Origin of the sequence: Mesorhizobium sp. B1-1-1 (genome assembly GCF_006442955.1) — a bacterium.
GTDB lineage: Bacteria > Pseudomonadota > Alphaproteobacteria > Rhizobiales > Rhizobiaceae > Mesorhizobium.
This window is the reverse complement of the sequence record NZ_VFWW01000010.1, coordinates 112,467-133,184: the sequence shown is the minus strand read 5'-3', so window position 1 is coordinate 133,184 and position 20,718 is coordinate 112,467. Positions and strand designations below refer to the sequence as shown.

Here is a 20,718-nt window from a genome sequence, read left to right as displayed (position 1 = left end):
CCAGCACACCCGGGCGGGCACGGGATCGAAGTCAGACGGCGGGCTCGAATCAAGTGAGGTCGCGCGCTTCATGCGCGCTCTTCAGCATGGTTTCATGACGCGCCAATGAAATCGGCCGAACATGACCTCGTCCCGAAACGATTTCCGCTTCCCGCGATTAAGTCCCTGTCAGGCCGGAACCTTGATCACGGCGCGCAAGCCGCCGAGCGGGCTGACGTCGAGCGTGATGTCGCCGCCATGGCTGCGGGCGATGTCGCGGGCGATCGACAGGCCGAGGCCAGTGCCGCTGGCATCGAGATTGCGGGCCTCGTCGAGCCGCATGAAGGGTTTGAACACCTCTTCGCGCTTTTCGGCTGGAATGCCTGGACCGTCATCGTCGATGGTGACGACGAGCGAGCCGCGGCCATGATTGGCGGCCACTTCCACCGTCTTGGCGTAGCGGAAGGCGTTGCCGATGACATTCGACATCAGCCTGGCGAAGGCGTTCGGCCGCACATGCACGGTCGGATCGCCGGAAAGCGTCGTCGACAATTTGCATTTGCGCAACCGAGCTTCCTCGCTCAGCTTCTGGAAATAGGCTTCGAGATCGAAGCGCCCGGTGTCTTCCGAGGCCTCGCCGCGGGCGAAGGCAAGATAGCCTTCGAGCATCGACTGCATGTCGTCGATGTCCTGGTTGAGCGCGGCCTTCGTCTCGGCCTTGCCGCCCGCCAGCGCCAGCTGCAGCTTGAAGCGGGTGAGGATGGTTCTGAGGTCATGGCTGACGCCGGTGAGCATGGCGGTGCGCTGTTCGATCTGGCGCTCGATGCGCTCGCGCATCTGGATGAAGGCAAAGCCGGCGCGGCGGACCTCCTCCGCGCCGCGCGGGCGGAAATCACGCGGCATCGGCCGGCCCTTGCCGAAGCTTTCGGCGGCTTCGGCCAGCGTCAGGATCGGCCGGATCTGGTTGCGCAGGAAGGGAATGGCGATCATCAGCAGCACCAGCGAGGTACCGACCATCCAGATCAGGAAGATGTGCGTGTTCGAAGCATAGGCCTGGCTGCGGCGCACGAAGACGCGCAACACCTTGCCTTCGAGCTGGACGCGGACCTCGATGATGTTGGAGTTGCCGACCGTATCGATCCAGAACGGCCGGTTGATCTGGCGGGTGATCTCGGCGGAGAGAACGTCGTCGAGGATGGAGAAGAACGGCTTCGGCCCAGGCGGCGGCAGCGGGTCGGGCGGCAGGAGGTCGACCTTCAACTGCATGCGGTCCTGGGCGATGCGGATGATGTTGGCGTAGTCGGCGTCGTGCGGATAGGTCTCGATCAGGTCGATGATGGCGGCGATGTCGCGCACGGTCGCCTGCGACAGGCGCTGCGTCACGGTCGCCCAATGCCGCTCCATGAAGACGAAAGCGACCACCGATTGCAGCAGGATCATCGGCGCGATGACGATGATCAGCGAGCGCGCGTAGAGGCGCTTGGGCATGTAGAGCGAAACGAGGCGCCAGAACCGGTTCCAGACGCGCGGACCCCTCTTGAGCAGCCGTGTGGAGCGGGTGCTCAAGCCGTCAGATTCCGGCTGTTCCAGTTCCGTGGTCGCCATTCACCTTTCGCTCGCTCCGTGGCCGTCAGGCAGGCCGAAGGCGGTAGTCTATTCGACGCTGAGCCGATACCCAATACCGCGGACCGTCTGCAGCCAGACCGGATTGGAGGGATCGCGCTCGATCTTGCGGCGCAGCCGATTGATCTGGACGTCGATGGTGCGTTCGCCGACATCCGATTCGTCGCCGACCAGTTCGTGGCGTGGAATGGTTTCGCCTGCGCGCGCGGCGAATATCGCCAGGATCTCCTGCTCGCGATCGGTCAGCTTCAGCGCCTCGCCGCCACGCTTCAATTCGCGCCTGGCGATCTGGAATGTGTAGGGACCGAAGACGAGCTGCTCCACCTTGGGCGTGGTCGCAGGGCCGCCGCGGCGCAGGATGTTGTTGATGCGCAGGATCAATTCGCGCGGATCGAAAGGCTTTGGCAGGTAATCGTCGGCGCCGGCCTCCAGGCCGGTGATGCGGCTGTCGGTCTCCGATAGCGCTGTCAGCATCAGGATCGGCACGTTCTTCTCGGCCCGCAGCGCCTTGGTCAGATCGACGCCGTTTTCGCCGGGCATCATCACGTCCAGCACAAGAAGATCGAAGTCGAGGCCGGCGAGCTTGCGCCGGGCTTCGCCCGAATTGCCGGCGACGGTGACGCGAAAACCGTTTTCGGTCAGATATTGCTTGAGCAGGTTGCGGATGCGGGTGTCGTCATCGACCACAAGCAAATGCGGCGCATCGTCGTCCGGTGCGGCCGCGTGATCAGCGCGTTCAGTGCTCTCCATGGCTTTTCCCTGACATTTTTGCGGACCCAACGTCGATCTGGGCTCTCAGTTCCGGATTGACCATTGCTTCGAGGAAGCGTTCCACCTGGGTCCGTTCGGCGGCTCCGGAATCTTCCAATGCAGCATGGATGCGGCGCGACTGTGGCCGTGCCAGTGCCAGCGCCAGCGCGCGGCCCTTGGCGGTCGGATACAGTTCGCGCTGGCGACGATCGCGCGGCCCTTGCAACTGCACGACATGGTCGGTGTCGATCAGCTGCTTCAGCACGCGCGCCAGGCTCTGCTTGGTGATCTTCAAGACATCGAGCAGTTCGGCGACCGTCAGGCCCGGCCTGCGGTTGACGAAATGCAGCACCCTGTGGTGGGCGCGGCCGAAGCCATAGTCGGCCAGGATCTGATCGGGATCCGAGGTGAAATCGCGATAGGCGAAGAAAAACAGCTCGATGAGGGCGAAATCAATGCCATCCTCGATTGACATCGCGGTCCTGATCGGTGTCCCGGCTGCTCGGCTTCGATCCGTCATCTTTTCTCCATGGGCAGGGAAGATTATGTCAGTACTATTGACGTAATTTCCCTGCAATGGTAATTTTTGACAAGGTTTTGGGCGGATTGCGAACGAAAAGGCAAGACAGGCCGGGTTTTCCGGAACTTCCTGAGTTTGCCAGAGCACGATTATCCGCCTACCTTTCCAGACAGCGGCAGGCGCCCCAACCAGTTGGCGCGGCCGACAAGAGCACGCAACGAACAACGATATGCGGGCTGCCGCCCGCGGGAGGTTACCATGGCATCCGTTCCCTTTGATCAACTGGACGGCTTCATCTGGATGAATGGCGAGTTCGTGCAATGGGGCGAGGCCAAGATCCATGTGCTGACCCACGGCCTGCACTATGCCAGCGCGGTGTTCGAGGGCGAGCGCGCCTATGGTGGCGAGATCTTCAAGCTCAACGAGCATACCGAGCGCCTGCATGAATCGGCGCGGCTGCTCGGCTTCAAGATCCCCTATTCGGTGGCCGAGCTCAACGACGCCTCCAGTACCCTGCTGAAGAAGCAGGGCTTCAAGGATGCCTATGTCAGGCCGATCGCCTGGCGCGGCAGCGAGCAGATGGGCGTTTCGGCGCAGAACAACCGCATCAATTGCGCCATCGCCATCTGGCAGTGGCCTAGCTACTTCGATCCGGCGCAGAAGCTGAAAGGCATACGTCTCGATATGGCTGAGTGGCGCCGGCCCGACCCGCGCACGGCGCCGTCCAAATCGAAGGCTGCAGGCCTCTATATGATCTGCACCATGTCCAAGCATGCCGCCGAGGCCAAGGGCTATGCCGACGCCATGATGCTCGACTGGCGCGGCCAGGTCGCGGAAGCCACCGGCGCCAACATCTTCTTCGTCAAGGACGGCAGGATCCACACGCCAAAGCCGGACTGCTTCCTCGACGGCATCACCCGCCGCACGGTCATCGGCCTCGCCAAGGACCGCGGCCTGGAGGTGGTGGAGCGCGCCATCATGCCGGAAGAACTCGAGGGCTTCGAGCAGTGCTTCCTGACTGGAACGGCAGCGGAAGTGACCCCGGTTTCGGAGATCGGGCCGTACCGATTCGAGGTCGGCGAGATCGCCAAGACTCTGATGAATGACTATTCTGCGGCCGTTCAGCCGAAGCACGCGATCGCCGCAGAATAACGAAAGTCACAGCTTTTCACGCAAGCAGGGGCGGTTTTCGGGCCGCCCCTTTTATTTCAGCGTTTCTGCATTTGACTTTCGCCGAATTCAGCGTCTCCATGATGGTGTCGGCCCGGGAGGCTGGCAGCTATGGAGGGACTGGTAAGATGGACATGAATACGCTTCTTCCGATCATCGTTCAGATCATTACAGGCATCATCGGTGGTCAGGCGGTCGGCGCGGCGATCAAGACGGCGGCGCTGGGGCAGCTTCCCAAGATCCTGGGCGGCGCCATTGGCGGCGTCGGCGGCGCGGCGATCCTCGGCAGCCTGCTCGGCGGCACAGTCGATCCGGCAGCGGCTGCGGCAGCGACGAGTGGTCTGGGCAGCGCGCTCAACCTGCAGAACATCGTCGGCGGCGCCGGCGGCGGCGCGATCCTGACCGGCATTATCGGCGCGGTCATGGGCGCCATGAAGAAGTAAGCCTGCGATCTCGGGCTGGCCAAATGGGCGGCTTCGGCCGCCCATTTCTGTTTCCAGAGCGCGCCGCATGAATGCGTTTCGACGCGACGCGCTTTGGAACGACCGATCCCAAGGGTGGACGCCCTTCGCTCGCGCCTCTACATCACGGCGAGAATATCGAAAGGACGATCATGGGTCAGCTCAATGCCGGCATCGTGCCGGTCACGCCTTTCCAGCAGAATTGCACGATCCTGTTCGACATGGACGACAAGCACGGTGTCGTCGTCGATCCGGGCGGCGATATCGACAAGGTGCTGGCGGCGCTGAAGGACAATGCGATATCGGCCGGCGCGATCTGGATCACGCATGGTCATATCGACCATGCCGGCGGCGCGATGGAGTTGAAGGAAGCGCTCGGTGTCGAGATCATCGGCCCGCACGAGGCCGACAGGATGTTGCTCGACAATCTTGAGAACCAGGGCGAGCGCTATGGCATTGCCGGCGTGCGCAACTGCGTGCCCGACCGGTTTCTCACCGAAGGCGAGACGGTCTCGTTCGGCTCGCATCTCTTCGAGGTGCTGCATTGCCCCGGCCACGCGCCCGGCCATGTCGTCTATTACAACCGCGCGGCCAAATTCGCCCATGTCGGGGACGTGCTGTTTCGCGGCTCGATCGGGCGCACCGACCTGCCGGGCGGCGATCATGCGGCACTCATCGCCTCGATCAAGGACAAGCTTTTGCCGCTCGGCGACGACATCGGCTTCATCTGCGGCCACGGTCCGGGCGGGCGTTTCGGCGAGGAGCGGCGGAGCAATCCGTTTTTGACGTGAAGCGCGTCGCGCCGAAGCCGGTGCCGGCTTGACAAAAAAGCGCCGGCCTTGCGGTCAGCGCTTTTGTTGAGGCAGGGGAGCCCTTGATCAGTTAGCGGTGCAGAAATGCTGCTCGCCGTCATTGCCGGTGAAGGTGCCTGTGCGGGCGTTGAAGGTGCGGTACCGGTCGGAGCAATAGTCGTACCAGCCGCGCGTCCACGGTTCGGCATAGCGGTCGGCGTAGACCACTTGCGGTTCGGCATAGTAGCGGCGGACCGGCGCCGGGCGAATCCGCACATCGCGATCGTAATAGCCATCATCGTAGTAGTCGCGGGGCGGCGGCTGCTGGTTGGCCAACGCACCGCCGATCAGCGCGCCGGCCGCGAGGCCGAGGACGCCGGCGGCAATGGCATCGCCATGGTCATGATGGTGGCGGTGACGCCAATCGCCCGCATTGGCCGCGGGCAAGGCCGCGAACGTGGTGGCAACCACTGCGGCGGACAGCACGGCTGTCTTGAAAATTCGGTTCATGTCGATCTCCTTCGTGCCGGCCCGTAAGAATTCCGGGGATGCGGTCCGGCTTTACGAAAGATTAATATGAGACCGTGGCTGAACGGGGGCTGAACGAATTTTTGCCTGACCGGAGGGCACGGGCATCAACTATCGAACGCTCCAGGGAGCGAAGCTGTCCTGCCAGAACAGCCGCCGTTCCGGAGCAGGCTCAGCCGATCGACAGGTTGACGGCCTTGGGACCCTTGCCGCGCTTGTCAGGCTCGGTGTCGAATGTCACTTTCTGCCCATCCTCAAGACCGGGAAGACCCGACGCCTGCACGGCCGAAATATGAACGAAGACATCCTTCGCGCCATCATCCGGTGTGATGAAGCCGAACCCTTTGGCATGGTTGAAGAATTTGACGGTGCCGGTCTGCGGCATGGGAAGCTCCTTTGATCCCATAAACTCCAGTCTCGGGCCGGCAAATGCCCGAATGGAAATTTGTCCTTTATTTTAGCGTCATCGGCAAGAGAAAGTTTTGCGGGCACTTAAAGCGCGTCGCGCTTTAAGTTTTCATTATGATGCATGTCGTTGACCCGACACCGGATCCACTTTGGGGCGACAGCATTTTTGCTGCGCTGCGACATGAAAAAGGCGCGACGAAAATCGCCGCGCCTTCAAAATTCGTTTGCCTCTTCCGAAGTCATTCAAGCTTCGGAGCCTCAGTCGCACGGCCAGGAAGGGCGTGCTGCTGGCCGATGGCTCAGGCGGCGCGGAGGTTGACGGCCTTGGGGCCTTTGCCCATCCGATCCGGCTCGACGTCGAAGGTGACCTTCTGGCCGTCGACGAGCGTGCGCAGGCCCGAGGCCTCGATCGCGGAAATGTGGACGAATACGTCCTTGGCGCCACCGTCGGGCGTGATGAAACCGAAGCCTTTGGTCGCGTTGAAGAATTTAACGGTGCCGGTCTGGGCCATTGGGGAAACTCCTTCACCCGTTCAGTCTTGATGGTCCTGCCCGCCACCTCGCGTCGAGGGCAGTTCCCGGTGGTAGCTTTCGGCAGTCATGCATTGGCGCATGGTCAAACCCCCCGCCGAAAAACGGGGCCGTCAGAGATTCACAGTATCGGGGAAAGGTCGTCCAAAACGTTCCGCTCTCCGGGTCGCAAATGCCCGAACACGGAATTTATCGCACGGAAAAGTGAAGGTTGCAAGATAGCGCCGCGGGCCGCCCCCGATGGGCGCGTCCCGACGCATGAATCGACCAATCCGAGCATCGACGCGCCGCAAATAGGCCTCGTTGCCTGAGGGGTCATCGGCCACAGCCCCGTCACGCATGGGCCAGCGGCGGCGACGGCTGGCGGTGCGAGGCGCCGGGATAATCCAGGCGACGTTCTTTTTAGCAGCCGGCTGCAAACGAGGGTTGCAATCGGCGATGGAATGCGGAGGATCGCAACAGCGCGACTGGTTTGAGCCTTTGCTTCGTGAATATCATTGTCCCGAACAGCTGCGTATTTGGAGCGGCACGCAGCGAGGCGAGGATCGAGGGAGAGACGATCATGAGGTTTCTTGCGGCAATCTTCTCGCGACAGGGTTTTGTCGTCCTGTTCCTGTCGGCTGTTCTTGCCGCCTGTACAGTGGTCGTCGACGACGGCCCGGGACCGCGGCCACGGCCGCCGCGGCCGGGACCGCAATTCTGCACCAAACAGTACGAGCCCGTCTGCGCCCGGCGCGGTGGCGACCGCCAGACCTTCGCCAATGCCTGTCTTGCCGACCGGGCGGGTTATCGCATCGTGCGCGACGGTCCCTGCCGTGACGGCGGCGAGGGTGGCGGCGAGCAGACTTTCTGCACCCGCGAATACGCGCCGGTCTGCGCCCGGCGCGGCGGAGAGTTGCGAACCTTCCCCAACGCCTGCGAGGCACGCGCCGCCGACTACCGCATCGTTGGCGGGGGCCGCTGCTGAAAGGCCGGGTGTTCGTCTTTTCCGCACCTTGGGAAAACGCGGATGCCGTCTAAAACAAATTTCGGGGACGTGTGACGGTCACAACGCGGATGGATAGGCGCCGTCGGCCGGCCCGGAGTAAAGCTCGCTGCCGTGCTCATCGCAGATGCGCACGCGGTCGGGGATTTGCGGCATTGCGAGCGTATGGAAGAGCGCGGTGGCGCCCTGCCAGGCTGCGCGCAGGGTAGGGGCTTCCAGCGACACCTTGTCGAGCGTCGCTTCCTCGGCTTCGCGCGATCGGTAAAACTCGATGACGAAATTCAAGGACGCCTCCATGATGCGTTGTTCCGCCAGGGAGATTCTCCGGCAGGAGATTCTGCGGCAGGGATGGGCGCGGAAGAAGTCGTCCGCGATCAGCTCTTCGATTTAGGCTTCAGGCCGCTCTCGGCCTGCTTGACCGACGAGCCGAACGGGGAGGCGGGCTTGGCCACCACCTTGTCCTTCTTGGGCTTTCGTGTTTCGCGGTTGCTGCGCTGTTGACCCTTGGCCATCTTGTCTGCTCCTCGTGCTGGTGGTCTGGCGGCGCCGGGGTCTCAGACCGCCGGATTGTTGCCAACAGTCGGATTGTCACCAATCGGATTGTCGGCTGGTTCGAGATTGTCTTCCGTGGTGACCCGCTCGTGGGTCTCCTGCTCGCTGCGGATGCGGTACTGCGGGGAGCCGTCCTTGACCGGCAGCCTGCTCTTGATCTCGAACAGCTCCGCAGTCTTGTTGAGGAGCCCTGTGCGGCTCTTCATGCGCACGGTCTGGCCGACGGCGAAGAGATGCGAGGGCGTGTCGGTGCGCGGACGCGCATTCTGCTGGAAACGGATCATGCTGCATTCTCCCTGTCGCGCTTCAGCGCTGTTTCGAGGTCCAGGTAATCGATGGCGACGAGTTGACTGGTGGTCGGGTTTTTCACCGCTCTTGCCGGCAAATGGATGAAGGTGGCGACCCGGCGCCAGGCAAGCCGCGACATGCCCTCGATCAGCTCTTCGTCGTGATCGATGTCGTAGTCGCCCGCCGGCAGTTGCCCTTCCAGCCCGCCGAGTACGAAAGGAGCCATGAAATGTGCGACGGAATGGGTCGTGCGGTCCGGCATTGTCCTGCCTTGATGTTTTACGCCCTGTGGCGACATGCGAGGCGGAGAGCCTCAAAGCAAAAAAGCGGGGACGAGCCCCGCTTTCCTATTTCCGGCAATCGCTGGAAATAAGCCATTTTCGAGAGCTGCCAGTACATCCGTGGTCAGCGGTCATCGAATTCGGCCGGATCAGATCAGTTGCAAATTGGCGGCCGACTCGCGGCCCTTGGTATCACGCTCCAACTCGAATTGCAGCTTCTGGCCTTCGGCGAGGCCAGGAAAGCCCGCGCGTTCCAATGCGCTGACGTGGACGAAAACGTCCTTGCCGCCGTCGGTTGGTTGAATGAAGCCAAAACCCTTCTGGCCATTGTAGAATTTCACGGTTCCGGTGTTCATGGGTATCTTTCGAAGAATGAGAACGGTCGCGGAGCAAATGCGCCGCGCTGCCGATATCGATGATTTGGAATGAGATTGGCGGGTCGAGAACCTCTGACGCCGCGAAATGCCAATTCTGGCCCAAACACTCATATATATGTAGCTCGACTTTGCATGGTTTTCAAGAAGATTTGGAAAAATAAGTAAGCCAAAGGAAAAAGATTGCTGCGTTAATTTGAAAAACTCTGCTATGGTTTGATGATATTTTCCAAAAATTCTCAAAAAATCATTTTGGGGTCCGCTCCCGAAATTTGCGTTTTATTTCTCCAAAAAAAGGACAAAAACCATGGTTTCTGCGAGAAGCTCACGAGGCAATACCACAGCGATCAACCCGCCCATCAGGCCGGCCACTGCATATGCCGTCGCCATCGGGCGTACCGGCAAACCTATGATCGTCAAGTCGGCGCGGCTGACCGTCAGGAGCGACGAGGCGGAAAGGCGGACGATCGCCGATACTGACGGAACGGTTCGGCGCGCCAGGCAGACGGCCGAGACCAACCGGCTGATTTGATCTTGTCCGCGCCGATGGCAAGCGCAAGAAACCAAGCAAAGCCTTGAACCCGCCGCGCCAATGGCCTAGATCGCGGCAGGCGGACAAACACGGCAGGTTTCCCATTAACAGAGATCAGAGACGAGCGGCGGGTGCTGGCGCCAACTCCGGCTCGGGCGGACAGCCGCCGTCGAGTCTCGACCAGCATGTGCAGAGGGCGCTGCAACTGCATCAGGCGGGGCGGCGGCAAGAGGCCGAGGCGCTCTATCGGCAAGTGCTGACGCACAAGGTCAACCATGCGGCGGCTGCGCATTTTCTCGGTCTTTTGCTGCACCAGACCGGGCGCAGCGCCGAGGGGCTCGGTCTCCTCGAGCAATCGGTGCGCTTGCAGCCGAAGAATCCGGATTTCCTCAACAACCTCGGCACGGTGATGCGCGATCTCGGCCGTGTCGCGGCGGCCGCCGACTTCTTCCGTGGCGCGGTGGCGCTGCGGCCGGACCAACTCGCGGCGCGCGACAATCTCGGCTCGTCACTGAAACAGCTTGGCCAGTTCGAGGGCGCCGAGGAGATCTATCGCGGCACGGTCGCGCGCAATCCCTTCCATTTCCGCGCCCGCATCGGGCTTGCCGAAACCTTGCAGGAAGCGGGGCGCCTGGACGAGGCGCTGGCCGTCTTTCGCGAGGCGCTGTCGATCCGTCCGAAGGACGCCGAACTGCTGCACGGGCTGGGCGTCGGGTTGATGGAAAAAGGCGAGCTCGACGAGGCGGCCGACCTCTTCCGGCAGGCGCTGGCGGCCGATCCCGGCATGGCGCGCGCCTGGCTGATGCTGACGCAGGTCAAGCGTCAGAAGGAGCGCGATGCCGAATTGACCGGGATGGAGGCCCAGCACGCCAAGGCGCTGCCGGACAGCCTGGCGCGCATGCAGCTTGCCTTCGGCCTCGGCAAGGTCAACGACGATCTGAAGGATTATAACAGAGCCTTCGACTATTTCGCCGAAGGCAATGCCATCCGCCGCAAAGGCATCGACTACGACGCGGAAAAGACACGCGCCGAATTCGAGGCTATGAAAACGGTGTTCGACAGGGATTTCTTCCAGAAGCACAGGCCGAGCCCGATCTCCGACGATACGCCGATCTTCGTCGTCGGCATGCCTCGTTCCGGCACGACGCTGGTCGAGCAGATCATCGCCAGCCATCCGCAGGTCTACGGGGCCGGCGAGCTCGGTATCCTGAAGACGGCGGTCGGCAGGCAGTTCCCGGCGACCATGCCCGGCGGCTTCCCCTGGGGCGTTTCGGATGTACCCGATACGGATTTTGCCGAGGCGGGACGTGCCTATCTCGACATGCTGCATGCCCGCTATCCGCACATGCGCCACGTTACCGACAAGATGCCGGGCAACTTCCTGCTTGTCGGCTTCATCCACATGATGATGCCAAAGGCCAGGATCATCCATTGCGCCCGCGATGCGGCGGCAACCTGCCTTTCGATCTACAAGGTACATTTCCGCGGCGACAGCCACCGCTACGGCTATGATCTGGGCGAACTCGCCGATTTCCACAATCTCTACACGGACATCATGGCGCATTGGCACAAGGTGCTGCCCGGCGTCGTGCACGATGTGCGCTACGAGGATTTCGTCGCCGACCAGGAAGGCCAGAGCCGGGCGCTGATCGACTATCTCGGGCTGCCATGGGACGATGCCGTGCTGTCGTTCCACCAGACCGACCGGCCGGTGCGCACGGCTTCCGCCGCGCAGGTGCGCCAGCCGATGTATCAAGGCTCGGTCGACCTGTGGAAGCGCTACGGCGACAGGCTGAAGCCCCTGCTGGACAGACTGGCTTAATGCGGCTCGGCATTTCCGGCGGAGCGCTCCCGCTCCGCCCAAGTGCGTTGCCTACAACTCCATGAACGCCTGGAATCCGCCGAAGATCATGCGCTTGCCGTCGAACGGCATTGTCGACATATCCGGCTGCAATCGTGGATCGGCCATCACCTTGGCCATGACCGCGTCGCGGTCCTGCCTGGATTTGTAGACGATCCAGGAAAAGATGACGACTTCGTCGTCCTTGGCCTGCACGGCGCGTGGAAACGACGTGACCTCGCCATAAGGCACATCGTCGCCGACGCACTCGACATAGGCGAGCGCGCCGTGTTCCTTCCAGACGGCGCCGGCGGTGTTGGCCAGCTTCTTGTAATCGTCGAGTTTTGCCTTTGGCACGGCAAGCACGAAACCGTCGACATAGGACATGGCAATCTCCTTGTTTGCTGCATCCGGCGCCGGGCCGGCAGGGATGCGACCCGGGGCAGGTGGGCGCGCACTTCTCGCCGAGAGTGCTGACGCCCGCTATCGAATTGCGACGGTTATTGCTCCACTGGAGCGTTCATCGCCCATGCGACTCCGAAAGGGTCCTTCACCTGGCCCCAGCGGTCGCCCCAGAACATCACCTGCAGCGGCGTCACGATCTCGCAGCCGGCGTCGACCGCGCGCTGCCACCAGCCGTCGATCTCGTCGCTGCCGAGATGAAGCTGGAGCGTATAGCCCTGCGGCGCTTGGTGCGGGTGGCCGTGCTCGGGATAGGCGTCGCCCAACATCAGCGTCGAGCCGTTGATGTGGAGGTGGACATGCATCGTGCGGCCTTTTTCGTCCGCGGGGTAGGCAAAGACCTGTTCGGCGCCGAACGCCTTCTGGTAGAATTCGGCAGCCTTGAAGGCGCCGTCCACCTGCAGATAGGGGGTCAATCCGCCGAGCACTTTCGCCTTGGGCTGCACAGGGGTCTGGTCGGTCATTGCGTGTTCCTCTTCACGTTTGATTTGGCCTTGCGGACCATAGGACGCGCGAGGTGACGGCGGTCCTACATGGGCTTGAAATTTTTCTCGAGGGCCGGGCCCGGACTGGCCGGGCGACCGGAGAACTCAAGCGATAGACGCATGGCTCGGCCGCTCATATGACCTTGGCCGAGACGGCGGCTGAGCGGCGGCTGTTCTGCGCGTCGAAGAGCTCCGGAAAGCCAACGTCCTTGCGCAGTTCGGCGGGGAGCGAAAGCAGGATGCGCTCGCTACGATGGCGGGCACGCGCCGCCGCATATCGGGTTGCGATGCGGCCGATGGAGGAAAGGACGGACATGATGCATTCTCCCTGGGTTGGCGCCGGCATCATCGTGTCGGCATCCCAAGGACGAGGCAGGTTCAGGCGATCCGACAGGTCGTCGTTTTTTTTCTCGCAGCGTTTAATTTCTCATTCGAGCGCCACGGCCTACGCGACCTTGAGCGTCGGAATAGCCGAAACATCCACCTCACGTTCGGCATGCCAGGCATCGAAAGCTGCCTGCATGCGAAGCCAGATCGCGGCTCCGTCGCCGAACAGCTTCCCAAGGCGGGCGGCCACAGCCGGTGAAACCGGCTTCTTTTCGCGGATGATGTCATAGAGCTGCTGCCGGGAGATGCCGAGCAGCTTTGCAATTTCCACCTTGGTCTTTCCAGTTGCCGGGATAATGTCCTCAAGCAGCGCTCCCGGGTGGGAGGGACAGCGCTCGATAGGACGCGTCGGCTCGTGCACGCTCATAGATCGAACTTCTCCAATCTGGCCGCCTCAGCGGTATTGCTCGAAGTCGACGCGGGCGTCCTTGCCGTCGAATTCAAACGTGATGCACCACGGGCCGTTGACGTGGACCGTGTAACGGATGGGATCGAAGCCTCTCAGCGCATGGAAGGCAAAGCCAGGAAGGTTCATCTCCTCCGGCTTTTCTGAAGCTTCCAGGCGGTCAAGCCGGACAAGAACGCGCTTGTGCATCTTGGTGTCGATCTTGCCGGTTTTCCCGGCTTGAAAGAGCTCTGACAGGGCCTTGTTCCTGAAAGACTTGATCATGACGTATGTAAACAGATCGCTTACAAGATTCAAGGACCTGTAAGCGGATAACTTACAATCCGATCTATCCCGCCCCTTCAGCCACTGAGCGGAAGAACTCCTCGGGATCGTCGACTTCGGTCAGCCGCCGCCTCTCGATCAGCCAGAAGCGGTTGCCGATGGCACGGATGAAGGAGCGATCGTGCGAGGCGAGCACGCAACTTGCCTGGTGCTTGAGCAATTCCTCCTCCAGCGCTTCCTGGCCGTCGATGTCGAGATGGTTGGTCGGCTCGTCGAGCAGATAAAAATTCGGATTGGCGAGCCTCAGCGCCAGCATCATCAGCCGCGCCTTCTGGCCGCCGGACAGCACACTGATCCTGCGCTCCTGCATCTCGATGCCGACGCCGGCGCCGGCAAGCAGAGAGCGGGCGCGCTGTTCGCCGACATCGTAACGGCGCGACACCATCGCCAGTGGCGTATCGTCGCCGCCGATGCCGGACAGCGCCTGGTCGCTGTAGCCGAGCACCGTCGACGGCGTCACCTTCACGTTCTGAACCGTGTCGGGTTCGATAATGGCGTTGCGGATCAGCGTGACGAAGCGCGACTTGCCGACGCCGTTGCGGCCAAGCAGCACGATGCGGTCGCCCTGGCAGATGTGGCGCTTGCCGGTCCTGAACAAGAGCGTGCCGTCGGGCGTTTCCACCGCCGCGTCGTCGAGCGTGATCAGCACCTTGGCGTGCGTGCCGCGATTGGCCAGCCGGATCGCCCCCGCCGACTTCTCGTGATGCGCCGGGGCCGCCGCGTCCTCAAGTCGCTCCGCGCGCTGCTTGAGCTGCTTGGTCTTGACCGTGAGAAGGTCGCTGCCCGAATTGATGCCGATATTGTTGAGCTTGGCGGCCTGGCGTCGCAATTGCTGCGCCACCTTCATGTCGCGCTGGAATTTTCGCTCGGTCGAGGCATCGACCTCATCGAGGGCCTGCCGGGCGCGGGAGTAGGGAAGGGAAAACACCGGCGACTGGTCCGGGCGCAGGAACAACGTGCGGTTGGTGGCGGCGTCGAGAAAGGCGCGGTCGTGGCTGGCGATCACCACCGGCACCTCTCGCGGTAGCGCGTTCAGCCAAGTTTCGAGCTGGCTGATGCGGGCAAGGTCGAGATGGTTAGTCGGTTCGTCGAGCAGCAGCATGTCGGGATCGGTGACCCAGACACGCGCGATCAGTGCCAGCCTCTGCCAGCCGCCGCTCAGCGCCTGCATCTCTCGCTCGCGCATCGCCTCAGGAACGTCGAGCGAATCCAGCACCACATTGACACGCCATAGTTCGCTTTCGGCTTGCTCGGGCGGCAAAGCGTCAGCCACCACCTGATGAAAGCTGCGGCCAAGCAGGGCAGCAGGAACGGACTGCTCGACATGGCCGACGCGCAAGCCGCGCGTGCGGGTAATGTCGCCGGAGGTCGGCTCCATCTCGCCGGCCAGGCATTTGAGCAAGGTCGACTTGCCGCGACCATTGGCGGCAACGATGCCGAGCCGGTCGCCGCTGCCGATGGTGAGGTCGAGATTGGAAAAGAGCGGCGCACTCATCGTGACGCCGAGGGATTTGAGGCTGATCAGGGCCATGTCGATTTCTCTGGTCTATCCGGAAAGTCCGGCTCAATGCACTTTGTCAGTGCGCAAGCGGCCATCAGGCTCGGCAATGCGCACCACGAAGGGCAGACCAAAAAATCGAAGCGGGAAAAACCCGGACCGTCCCTGGTCAGCCCTGCAAGCAAGCTCGCAGGGCGGAAATCGGGCCACGCTGACGATGGTGATCGATAAACACGCAGCCCTCCTTTCAAGACGTTTGGGTGTGGGGACTGAGTACACCAAAGGTCATGCGCTGGGCAAGAGGAGGGTAGCGTCGAGCGAGGCGCTGAAGCTGCCAATCTCCCCACTCGTGGGGAAATGTCCGGTCCACCCTCCGCAGCTGCAGCGCAGCTGCTGTGGAGGACGGGCAGGACAGAGGGGGCGCTGTCCAGCCGGCATTTCGAACGAACTACTTTCCGGGCCTTCCTGTCTTTGCGGGCCGGCGCTTTTCGCGGCGGGCGTCGCCGGGGGCTTCGTAAGAACCAATGCCGGCGCGTTGGCGCACGATTGGTTTGTCGTCGCGTTCCTTCGCGCCCCCCTCTGTCCTACCGGCCCCAACAACGGGGGAGATCGGCTGTGGCTTCGCCGGCACTTTTCCCTCGACCGGTTTCTCGGTGCGACGCACGGTCATCTCGTCGAGAGAGTTTTTCTTGAACAGTGGTTTGGTCGGCTCGCCGGGGATGCCGAAATCCGAGCCGTGTGCTTCGGACGCCGACTGTTTCTTGAACAGCGAGCGCGACACCGCACCGGCCGGCGTCGGCATGTCGGTGCCGGGACCCATATCGTCGATCGACGGTTTGGCGAACAGCGGCTTCTTCACCGGCACCGCGCCATCGGCACCCATCTCGTCGAGATCGGGCTTGCGGAAGAGGTTGGGCCGGGCAGCCTTGGCTGCCTCTTCGGCGGCGCGTGCTTCGTCGAGCTTGCGGAAACGCTCCTGTTCCTCCGATGTACGATGCCTGGCCACGCCCTTGTTGTGCTTGCCTTTTTCGCGGCCCGAGACCGGACTTTCCATATCGGCGTATTTGGCCAGCGGATCGTCGGAGATCGACATCTCCATCTCACGCAGCCGCTTGATCTCGTCGCGAATGCGGGCCGCCTTCTCGAAATCGAGGTTGGCGGCGGCGTCGCGCATCTGCTTCTCAAGCGCGTCCAGATGGGCCTTGAGGTTGTTGCCCATCATGGCGCCGGCGCTGTCGGTGAACTGCGAGATGTCGGCGCGGACATGGTCCTTCTCGTAGACCGAATCCAGAATGTCCGAGATGCGCGACTTGACCGATTCCGGCGTGATGCCGTTGGCGGCGTTCCACTCCATCTGCTTTTCGCGACGGCGATTGGTCTCGGCCATGGCGCGTTCCATCGATCCGGTGACCTGGTCGGCATAGAGAATGACCTTGCCGTCGACATTGCGAGCGGCGCGGCCGATGGTCTGGATCAGCGACGTCTCCGAGCGCAAAAAGCCTTCCTTGTCAGCGTCGAGAATGGCGACGAAGCCGCATTCGGGAATGTCGAGGCCTTCGCGCAAAAGGTTGATGCCAACCAGCACGTCGAAGGCGCCGAGGCGCAAATCGCGCAGGATTTCGATACGCTCCAGCGTGTCGATATCGGAGTGCATATAACGCACCCGCACGCCTTGCTCGTGCAGATATTCGGTCAGGTCCTCGGCCATGCGCTTGGTCAGCACGGTGACCAGCGTGCGGTAGCCGGCCTTGGTCGTCTCGCGGATCTCGCCGACGACGTCGTCGACCTGGGTCTTGGCCGGGCGCACCTCGACCGGCGGGTCGATGAGGCCGGTCGGTCGGATGACCTGCTCGGCGAACACGCCGCCGGACTGCTCCATCTCCCAGCCGCCGGGGGTTGCCGAGACAGCGACCGAGAGCGGGCGCATGGCGTCCCATTCCTCGAAGCGCAGGGGCCGGTTGTCCATGCAGGAAGGCAGGCGGAAGCCGTATTCGGCAAGCGTCGCCTTGCGCCTGAAGTCGCCGCGATACATGCCGCCGATCTGCGGCACGGTGACGTGGCTTTCGTCGATGAAGACCAGTGCGTTGTCGGGGATATATTCGAACAGTGTCGGCGGCGGATCGCCCGGCTGACGTCCGGTGAGATAGCGCGAATAGTTCTCGATGCCGGCGCAGGAGCCGGTGGCTTCCAGCATTTCCAGGTCGAAGCGGGTGCGCTGCTCCAGCCGCTGCGCCTCCAGCAGACGGCCGGCGCGCTCGAGCTCGACCAGACGGTGCTTGAGCTCTTCCTTGATCGACTTGATGGCCTGGTTCAGCGTCGGGCGCGGCGTCACATAGTGCGAATTGGCGTAGATCTTGACGCTTTTCAGCTCGCCCGTCTTCTGGCCGGTCAGCGGGTCGAATTCGGTGATCGCCTCGATTTCGTCGCCGAACATGGAGATGCGCCAGGCGCGATCCTCAAGGTGGGCCGGGAAGATCTCGATCGTGTCGCCGCGCACGCGGAACGAGCCGCGCACGAAATTGATGTCCTGGCGCTTGTATTGCTGGGCGACGAGGTCGGCGAGCAGAGCGCGCTGGTCGAGCCGGTCACCGATCTGCATCTGGAAGGTCATGGCCGTATAGGTCTCGACCGAGCCGATACCGTAGATGCAGGAGACCGAAGCGACGATGATGACGTCGTCGCGTTCGAGCAGCGAGCGCGTCGCCGAGTGGCGCATGCGGTCGATCTGCTCGTTGATGGAGGATTCCTTCTCGATGAAGGTGTCGGTGCGCGGAACGTAGGCTTCCGGCTGGTAATAGTCGTAGTAGGAGACGAAATACTCCACCGCATTGTCGGGGAAGAATTTCTTGAACTCGGAATAAAGCTGCGCCGCCAGCGTCTTGTTCGGCGCCAGGATCAAGGCGGGACGCTGCGTCTCCTCGATCACCTTGGCCATGGTGAAGGTCTTGCCCGAGCCGGTGACGCCGAGCAGCACCTGCGTGCGGTCGTTGTTTTGGACGCCCTCGACCAAGTCCTTGATGGCGGTCGGCTGGTCGCCGGCCGGCTCGAAATCCGACACCATCTTGATGATGATCCCGCCCTCGGATTTTTCCGGCCGGGCAGGCCGGTGCGGCGTCCACAGCACGCCGTCCTTGTGCAGCGGATTGCCGGATTCAATCAATGCCGAGAGAGCCGCCACCGTCGCGGTGACGCCGCTCGACATCATCGTCTCGGCTTCCTCGAGCGAGACGTCGAGGCCGGCGACGGGATTGAGGCCGGCCGCCGCGCGCTCGCGGGCTGTCGCCGCGCCGCCCATCGAGGTGCCACGCGCCGTGCGCCCGGGCGCCGCGGAGCGCTCGGGGATCTTCTTCGATGGCTTCGGCGACTTGCCGCCGTCCTTGCCGGCCTGGCGCCCTTCGCGTTCGGCTTCCTGCTCGATCTGCTCGGCCCAGTCCGCGACCGAACCGGTGAGCGGCGTGCCCGACAGTTCGGGCTGCGGCATCTCGGCGAAGCCGCCTTTGTGCAGCGGTTCCGAGGCGTCGAGGAAATCGGTCAGCGGGCTGCGCCGCTTGGGCGCGGCGCGGTCGTCATTCGCCGTCGACGGCGTTCTCTTTTCGGTGGATTTGACCATGGGCGGAATATGGGAGGTCTTGGCGAAAATGGAAAGAGCGCGATCAGCCGAGGCGCACCGCCAGATGCAGCTCCTGACAGAAGGCTGTCAGGAGGAGGCAAGTGCCGGTGATGCCTGCCGATTGCGGTCAGGCGCCGCGTGCGTTGTCCGCCACGCGTGTCGGCGATCCGTTCAGGCGCGGCACCACGACGAGGCGCTTGATTTTGCCCTTCTTGAAGGCGGCGAGGAAGCGCGCATAGTCCTTGAAGGCGACGCAGCCACTGGACTGTGCGTAGCGGCCCCGAAGCAGGTAGGTGTGGGCCAGCAGGCCGTCACGATTGTATTTATTGCGGCCATCGACGGGTGTCAGACGCAAAGCCTCGACACCATGAAAGCGCGACTCGCGCAGCGACAGATTGTAGGTATTGGGCGGTGTCGGTCCGCGGTTCTTCTGATCGGCATAGCGCGGCTGGTCCGCCATGGCGCCGATGCCCGAATGCGCTTCGAGCCTCGAACCGTCGGGCATGTAGACGGTCTTGGCGCTGATGTCATAGATGGCGACACCGCTGCCGGCTCCGCTCCTGGAGCCGCCCGGCGCGTTGAACAGGTTCCTGAACGCCTGGCCGAGGCCGCCCGAAGGCGTGTCTGGCTTCGCATAGGCCAACGCGTCGCCGCCATCCGCCGGCCGGCCCTGCCGGGCCGGCTTTGCCGGCTGGGCTTGCTGGACCGGCTTTGTCTGAGGTGCCGGCTTCTGCTGCACGACCTTGGGCTGTTGAGTCGGCTTTTCCTGCTCCACGGACTTCAACGGCTCCGGCGCGTCGAATTGCGGCCGACGGGTCGGCAGCGGCACGTCATCGGTGAGCGCGTCGGGCAAGGCCGCGGCATCGCCCGGCTGTTCCTGCTGGATTTCAACAGGCGAAACCGCGACATCGGCCGAAGACTCCGTCATCGGCAATGGCGAGGCGAATGCCTCGTCCTCGACCGGCAGCGAGCGGGCGAGCGCGAGGGCCAGTTGCGAATTGTCCGGCGTGCCGGTATCCGGCTGGGCAAAATGCATCGGCTGCGGCGCTGTCTGAACAACCACCGAGCCGGTGTCGATCCGGGCGAAGCGCTCCGCCGCGGGTGCCGGCAAGTCTTCAGACAGGCTGGCGATGAGCTTGGCGCCCGGCACCAGCGATGCCTTGGCGACCTGTGGAGCGGAGGTCGAGATGATAGGACGGGCGGGTGCGCCGGCCGTGGCCACGGGCTTGGCCGCGTTGGCGAAGGCGGCGGCGAGCTTGCTTGGCGAGAGAGATGCTTCCATGCGCTCGAAGCGCTCCTGCGAGGTCGTCTTGGCGACCGGGACAGGGTGTGCCGTGGACGCGGCCACGAGGCGCGCCGACTTTTCCGCCCGAGGAGCGAGCGCGGCCAGCCTGAAGCATCCGGAGCCGCATTGCACGGCGTGGTTCTGCAGCGCCTGCGTGCCGCCATCGGCGTTGGCCAGTGCGAATGGCGCAGCGGGCATCAGGAAATGCTGTTTCAGCGGATCGGCAAGAGCGAGCGAGCCCGGCATGGCCAGCCTCTGCGGCAGGACACTCGACGTCGACCACAGCGAAGCGCCGACTGAGCTCAGACCAGCCATTGTCCCGACCAGCCACAGGCCAACGGCAGCGCTGACGCCGGGCACGGCGACCCAGCGGACGATCCGCTTAGAGTTGAAGGATGAGGCACGTGACGCGTTGTCGGCAGCTTCGCCGTCCCAACGCCTGTCCCCGACAATTTTCTTACTCAAGAACGCCATTCAACCAATCTTGCTCCAATCGGCTCCCACGTCCGCGGCTGTGATAGCCGCGACGACCATTCTGTGAGTGATCCCAGGTGGTCCCCGACGCGTTTGCCGCGCCTGTCTTTGGTTGCCGATTGCTTCAAAATATGGACAAAGTTGGTTAACCAATCCCTCTCAAAACCAACCGAG

Annotated in this window: 25 protein-coding genes; 6 read left to right on the top strand and 19 right to left on the bottom strand. The window is 62.9% G+C overall.

Features of this window, described 5'->3' with window-relative positions:
- Nucleotides 1-168: 168 nt before the first annotated feature.
- From FJ986_RS21660 to FJ986_RS21650, 3 genes are read right to left on the bottom strand one after another with little or no spacing between them, the layout of a single operon-like run.
- Nucleotides 169-1,584: an ATP-binding protein gene (locus FJ986_RS21660; RefSeq protein WP_140496008.1), complete on the bottom strand. Its 1,416-nt coding sequence runs from the start codon at nucleotides 1,582-1,584 to the stop codon at nucleotides 169-171.
- A gap of 48 nt (nucleotides 1,585-1,632) precedes the next feature.
- On the bottom strand, nucleotides 1,633-2,352 hold the full coding sequence (locus FJ986_RS21655; protein WP_140496007.1) for a response regulator transcription factor: 720 nt from the start codon (nucleotides 2,350-2,352) through the stop codon (nucleotides 1,633-1,635).
- Nucleotides 2,339-2,872: a MarR family transcriptional regulator gene (locus FJ986_RS21650; protein WP_181165219.1), complete on the bottom strand. Its 534-nt coding sequence runs from the start codon at nucleotides 2,870-2,872 to the stop codon at nucleotides 2,339-2,341. Before FJ986_RS21650 ends, FJ986_RS21655 begins: the two co-directional genes overlap by 14 nt.
- A gap of 258 nt (nucleotides 2,873-3,130) precedes the next feature.
- On the opposite strand from FJ986_RS21650, the gene FJ986_RS21645 reads away from it, so the two are divergent.
- The 3 genes from FJ986_RS21645 to FJ986_RS21635 all read left to right on the top strand — a co-directional run bounded on the left by FJ986_RS21645 (nucleotide 3,131) and on the right by FJ986_RS21635 (nucleotide 5,294).
- On the top strand, nucleotides 3,131-4,024 hold the full coding sequence (locus FJ986_RS21645; protein WP_140496006.1) for a branched-chain amino acid aminotransferase: 894 nt from the start codon (nucleotides 3,131-3,133) through the stop codon (nucleotides 4,022-4,024).
- Nucleotides 4,025-4,170: 146 nt separating this feature from the next.
- Nucleotides 4,171-4,485, top strand: coding sequence for a hypothetical protein (locus tag FJ986_RS21640; protein WP_140496005.1), 315 nt, complete (start codon nucleotides 4,171-4,173; stop codon nucleotides 4,483-4,485).
- Between the two features lie 170 nt (nucleotides 4,486-4,655).
- The gene (locus FJ986_RS21635) at nucleotides 4,656-5,294 is read left to right on the top strand and encodes an MBL fold metallo-hydrolase (protein ID WP_140496004.1); all 639 of its coding nucleotides are present in this window, start codon (nucleotides 4,656-4,658) and stop codon (nucleotides 5,292-5,294) included.
- Between the two features lie 87 nt (nucleotides 5,295-5,381).
- Here the strand turns inward: FJ986_RS21635 and FJ986_RS21630 are convergent, their stop codons facing one another.
- The 3 genes from FJ986_RS21630 to FJ986_RS21620 all read right to left on the bottom strand — a co-directional run bounded on the left by FJ986_RS21630 (nucleotide 5,382) and on the right by FJ986_RS21620 (nucleotide 6,742).
- A complete protein-coding gene (locus tag FJ986_RS21630) occupies nucleotides 5,382-5,804 on the bottom strand; it encodes a BA14K family protein (protein WP_140516874.1) in 423 nt (140 codons plus the stop codon).
- Between the two features lie 190 nt (nucleotides 5,805-5,994).
- Nucleotides 5,995-6,207, bottom strand: a complete 213-nt coding sequence (locus FJ986_RS21625) for a cold-shock protein (RefSeq protein WP_006202521.1) — start codon at nucleotides 6,205-6,207, stop codon at nucleotides 5,995-5,997.
- Nucleotides 6,208-6,529: 322 nt separating this feature from the next.
- Entirely contained in the window at nucleotides 6,530-6,742 is a 213-nt protein-coding gene (locus tag FJ986_RS21620) for a cold-shock protein (RefSeq protein WP_006202520.1), read from the bottom strand.
- Between the two features lie 581 nt (nucleotides 6,743-7,323).
- On the opposite strand from FJ986_RS21620, the gene FJ986_RS21615 reads away from it, so the two are divergent.
- The gene (locus tag FJ986_RS21615; protein ID WP_140516872.1) at nucleotides 7,324-7,728 is read left to right on the top strand and encodes a Kazal-type serine protease inhibitor; all 405 of its coding nucleotides are present in this window, start codon (nucleotides 7,324-7,326) and stop codon (nucleotides 7,726-7,728) included.
- 78 nt (nucleotides 7,729-7,806) lie between these two features.
- On the opposite strand, the gene FJ986_RS21610 is transcribed toward FJ986_RS21615, so the two are convergent.
- From FJ986_RS21610 to FJ986_RS21595, 5 genes are all read right to left on the bottom strand, one after another.
- Complete coding sequence (locus FJ986_RS21610; protein ID WP_140496001.1) at nucleotides 7,807-8,031, bottom strand: hypothetical protein; 225 nt, start codon at nucleotides 8,029-8,031, stop codon at nucleotides 7,807-7,809.
- Nucleotides 8,032-8,120: 89 nt separating this feature from the next.
- On the bottom strand, nucleotides 8,121-8,258 hold the full coding sequence (locus FJ986_RS30535) for a hypothetical protein (RefSeq protein ID WP_181165218.1): 138 nt from the start codon (nucleotides 8,256-8,258) through the stop codon (nucleotides 8,121-8,123).
- Between the two features lie 42 nt (nucleotides 8,259-8,300).
- Nucleotides 8,301-8,582 carry a hypothetical protein gene (locus FJ986_RS21605; protein WP_140556070.1) on the bottom strand — a complete coding sequence of 94 codons (282 nt, stop codon included), beginning with the start codon at nucleotides 8,580-8,582 and terminating at the stop codon, nucleotides 8,301-8,303.
- Nucleotides 8,579-8,848, bottom strand: coding sequence for a hypothetical protein (locus FJ986_RS21600; RefSeq protein ID WP_140516870.1), 270 nt, complete (start codon nucleotides 8,846-8,848; stop codon nucleotides 8,579-8,581). The genes FJ986_RS21605 and FJ986_RS21600 overlap by 4 nt, the downstream gene beginning before the upstream one ends.
- A gap of 168 nt (nucleotides 8,849-9,016) precedes the next feature.
- Complete coding sequence (locus FJ986_RS21595) at nucleotides 9,017-9,223, bottom strand: cold-shock protein (protein WP_023809797.1); 207 nt, start codon at nucleotides 9,221-9,223, stop codon at nucleotides 9,017-9,019.
- 325 nt (nucleotides 9,224-9,548) lie between these two features.
- Here FJ986_RS21595 and FJ986_RS21590 point away from each other — a divergent pair, with 325 nt between their 5' ends.
- Both FJ986_RS21590 and FJ986_RS21585 read left to right on the top strand, forming a co-directional pair.
- Nucleotides 9,549-9,773, top strand: coding sequence for a hypothetical protein (locus FJ986_RS21590; protein WP_140516868.1), 225 nt, complete (start codon nucleotides 9,549-9,551; stop codon nucleotides 9,771-9,773).
- Nucleotides 9,774-9,960: 187 nt separating this feature from the next.
- Nucleotides 9,961-11,595 (top strand): tetratricopeptide repeat-containing sulfotransferase family protein, encoded by a 1,635-nt coding sequence (locus tag FJ986_RS21585; protein WP_140675578.1) that lies wholly within the window; start codon nucleotides 9,961-9,963, stop codon nucleotides 11,593-11,595.
- A 51-nt stretch (nucleotides 11,596-11,646) separates the two neighbouring features.
- Here FJ986_RS21585 and FJ986_RS21580 read toward each other — a convergent pair whose 3' ends face one another.
- The 8 genes from FJ986_RS21580 to FJ986_RS21545 form a co-directional block, all read right to left on the bottom strand.
- On the bottom strand, nucleotides 11,647-12,000 hold the full coding sequence (locus FJ986_RS21580) for a DUF1428 domain-containing protein (RefSeq protein ID WP_140675575.1): 354 nt from the start codon (nucleotides 11,998-12,000) through the stop codon (nucleotides 11,647-11,649).
- 113 nt (nucleotides 12,001-12,113) lie between these two features.
- Complete coding sequence (locus tag FJ986_RS21575) at nucleotides 12,114-12,539, bottom strand: glyoxalase/bleomycin resistance/extradiol dioxygenase family protein (protein WP_140495994.1); 426 nt, start codon at nucleotides 12,537-12,539, stop codon at nucleotides 12,114-12,116.
- A 154-nt stretch (nucleotides 12,540-12,693) separates the two neighbouring features.
- Entirely contained in the window at nucleotides 12,694-12,876 is a 183-nt protein-coding gene (locus FJ986_RS21570; RefSeq protein ID WP_140556066.1) for a hypothetical protein, read from the bottom strand.
- A 129-nt stretch (nucleotides 12,877-13,005) separates the two neighbouring features.
- Nucleotides 13,006-13,314, bottom strand: coding sequence for a HigA family addiction module antitoxin (locus FJ986_RS21565; RefSeq protein WP_140516860.1), 309 nt, complete (start codon nucleotides 13,312-13,314; stop codon nucleotides 13,006-13,008).
- A 27-nt stretch (nucleotides 13,315-13,341) separates the two neighbouring features.
- Nucleotides 13,342-13,617 carry a type II toxin-antitoxin system RelE/ParE family toxin gene (locus tag FJ986_RS21560; RefSeq protein ID WP_140675572.1) on the bottom strand — a complete coding sequence of 92 codons (276 nt, stop codon included), beginning with the start codon at nucleotides 13,615-13,617 and terminating at the stop codon, nucleotides 13,342-13,344.
- Between the two features lie 64 nt (nucleotides 13,618-13,681).
- Complete coding sequence (locus tag FJ986_RS21555; protein WP_140560623.1) at nucleotides 13,682-15,208, bottom strand: ABC-F family ATP-binding cassette domain-containing protein; 1,527 nt, start codon at nucleotides 15,206-15,208, stop codon at nucleotides 13,682-13,684.
- A gap of 415 nt (nucleotides 15,209-15,623) precedes the next feature.
- A complete protein-coding gene (uvrB, locus tag FJ986_RS21550) occupies nucleotides 15,624-18,785 on the bottom strand; it encodes an excinuclease ABC subunit UvrB (RefSeq protein WP_140675569.1) in 3,162 nt (1,053 codons plus the stop codon).
- Between the two features lie 127 nt (nucleotides 18,786-18,912).
- A complete protein-coding gene (locus FJ986_RS21545) occupies nucleotides 18,913-20,544 on the bottom strand; it encodes a DUF2778 domain-containing protein (protein ID WP_140666096.1) in 1,632 nt (543 codons plus the stop codon).
- Between the last annotated feature and the right edge of the window lie 174 nt (nucleotides 20,545-20,718).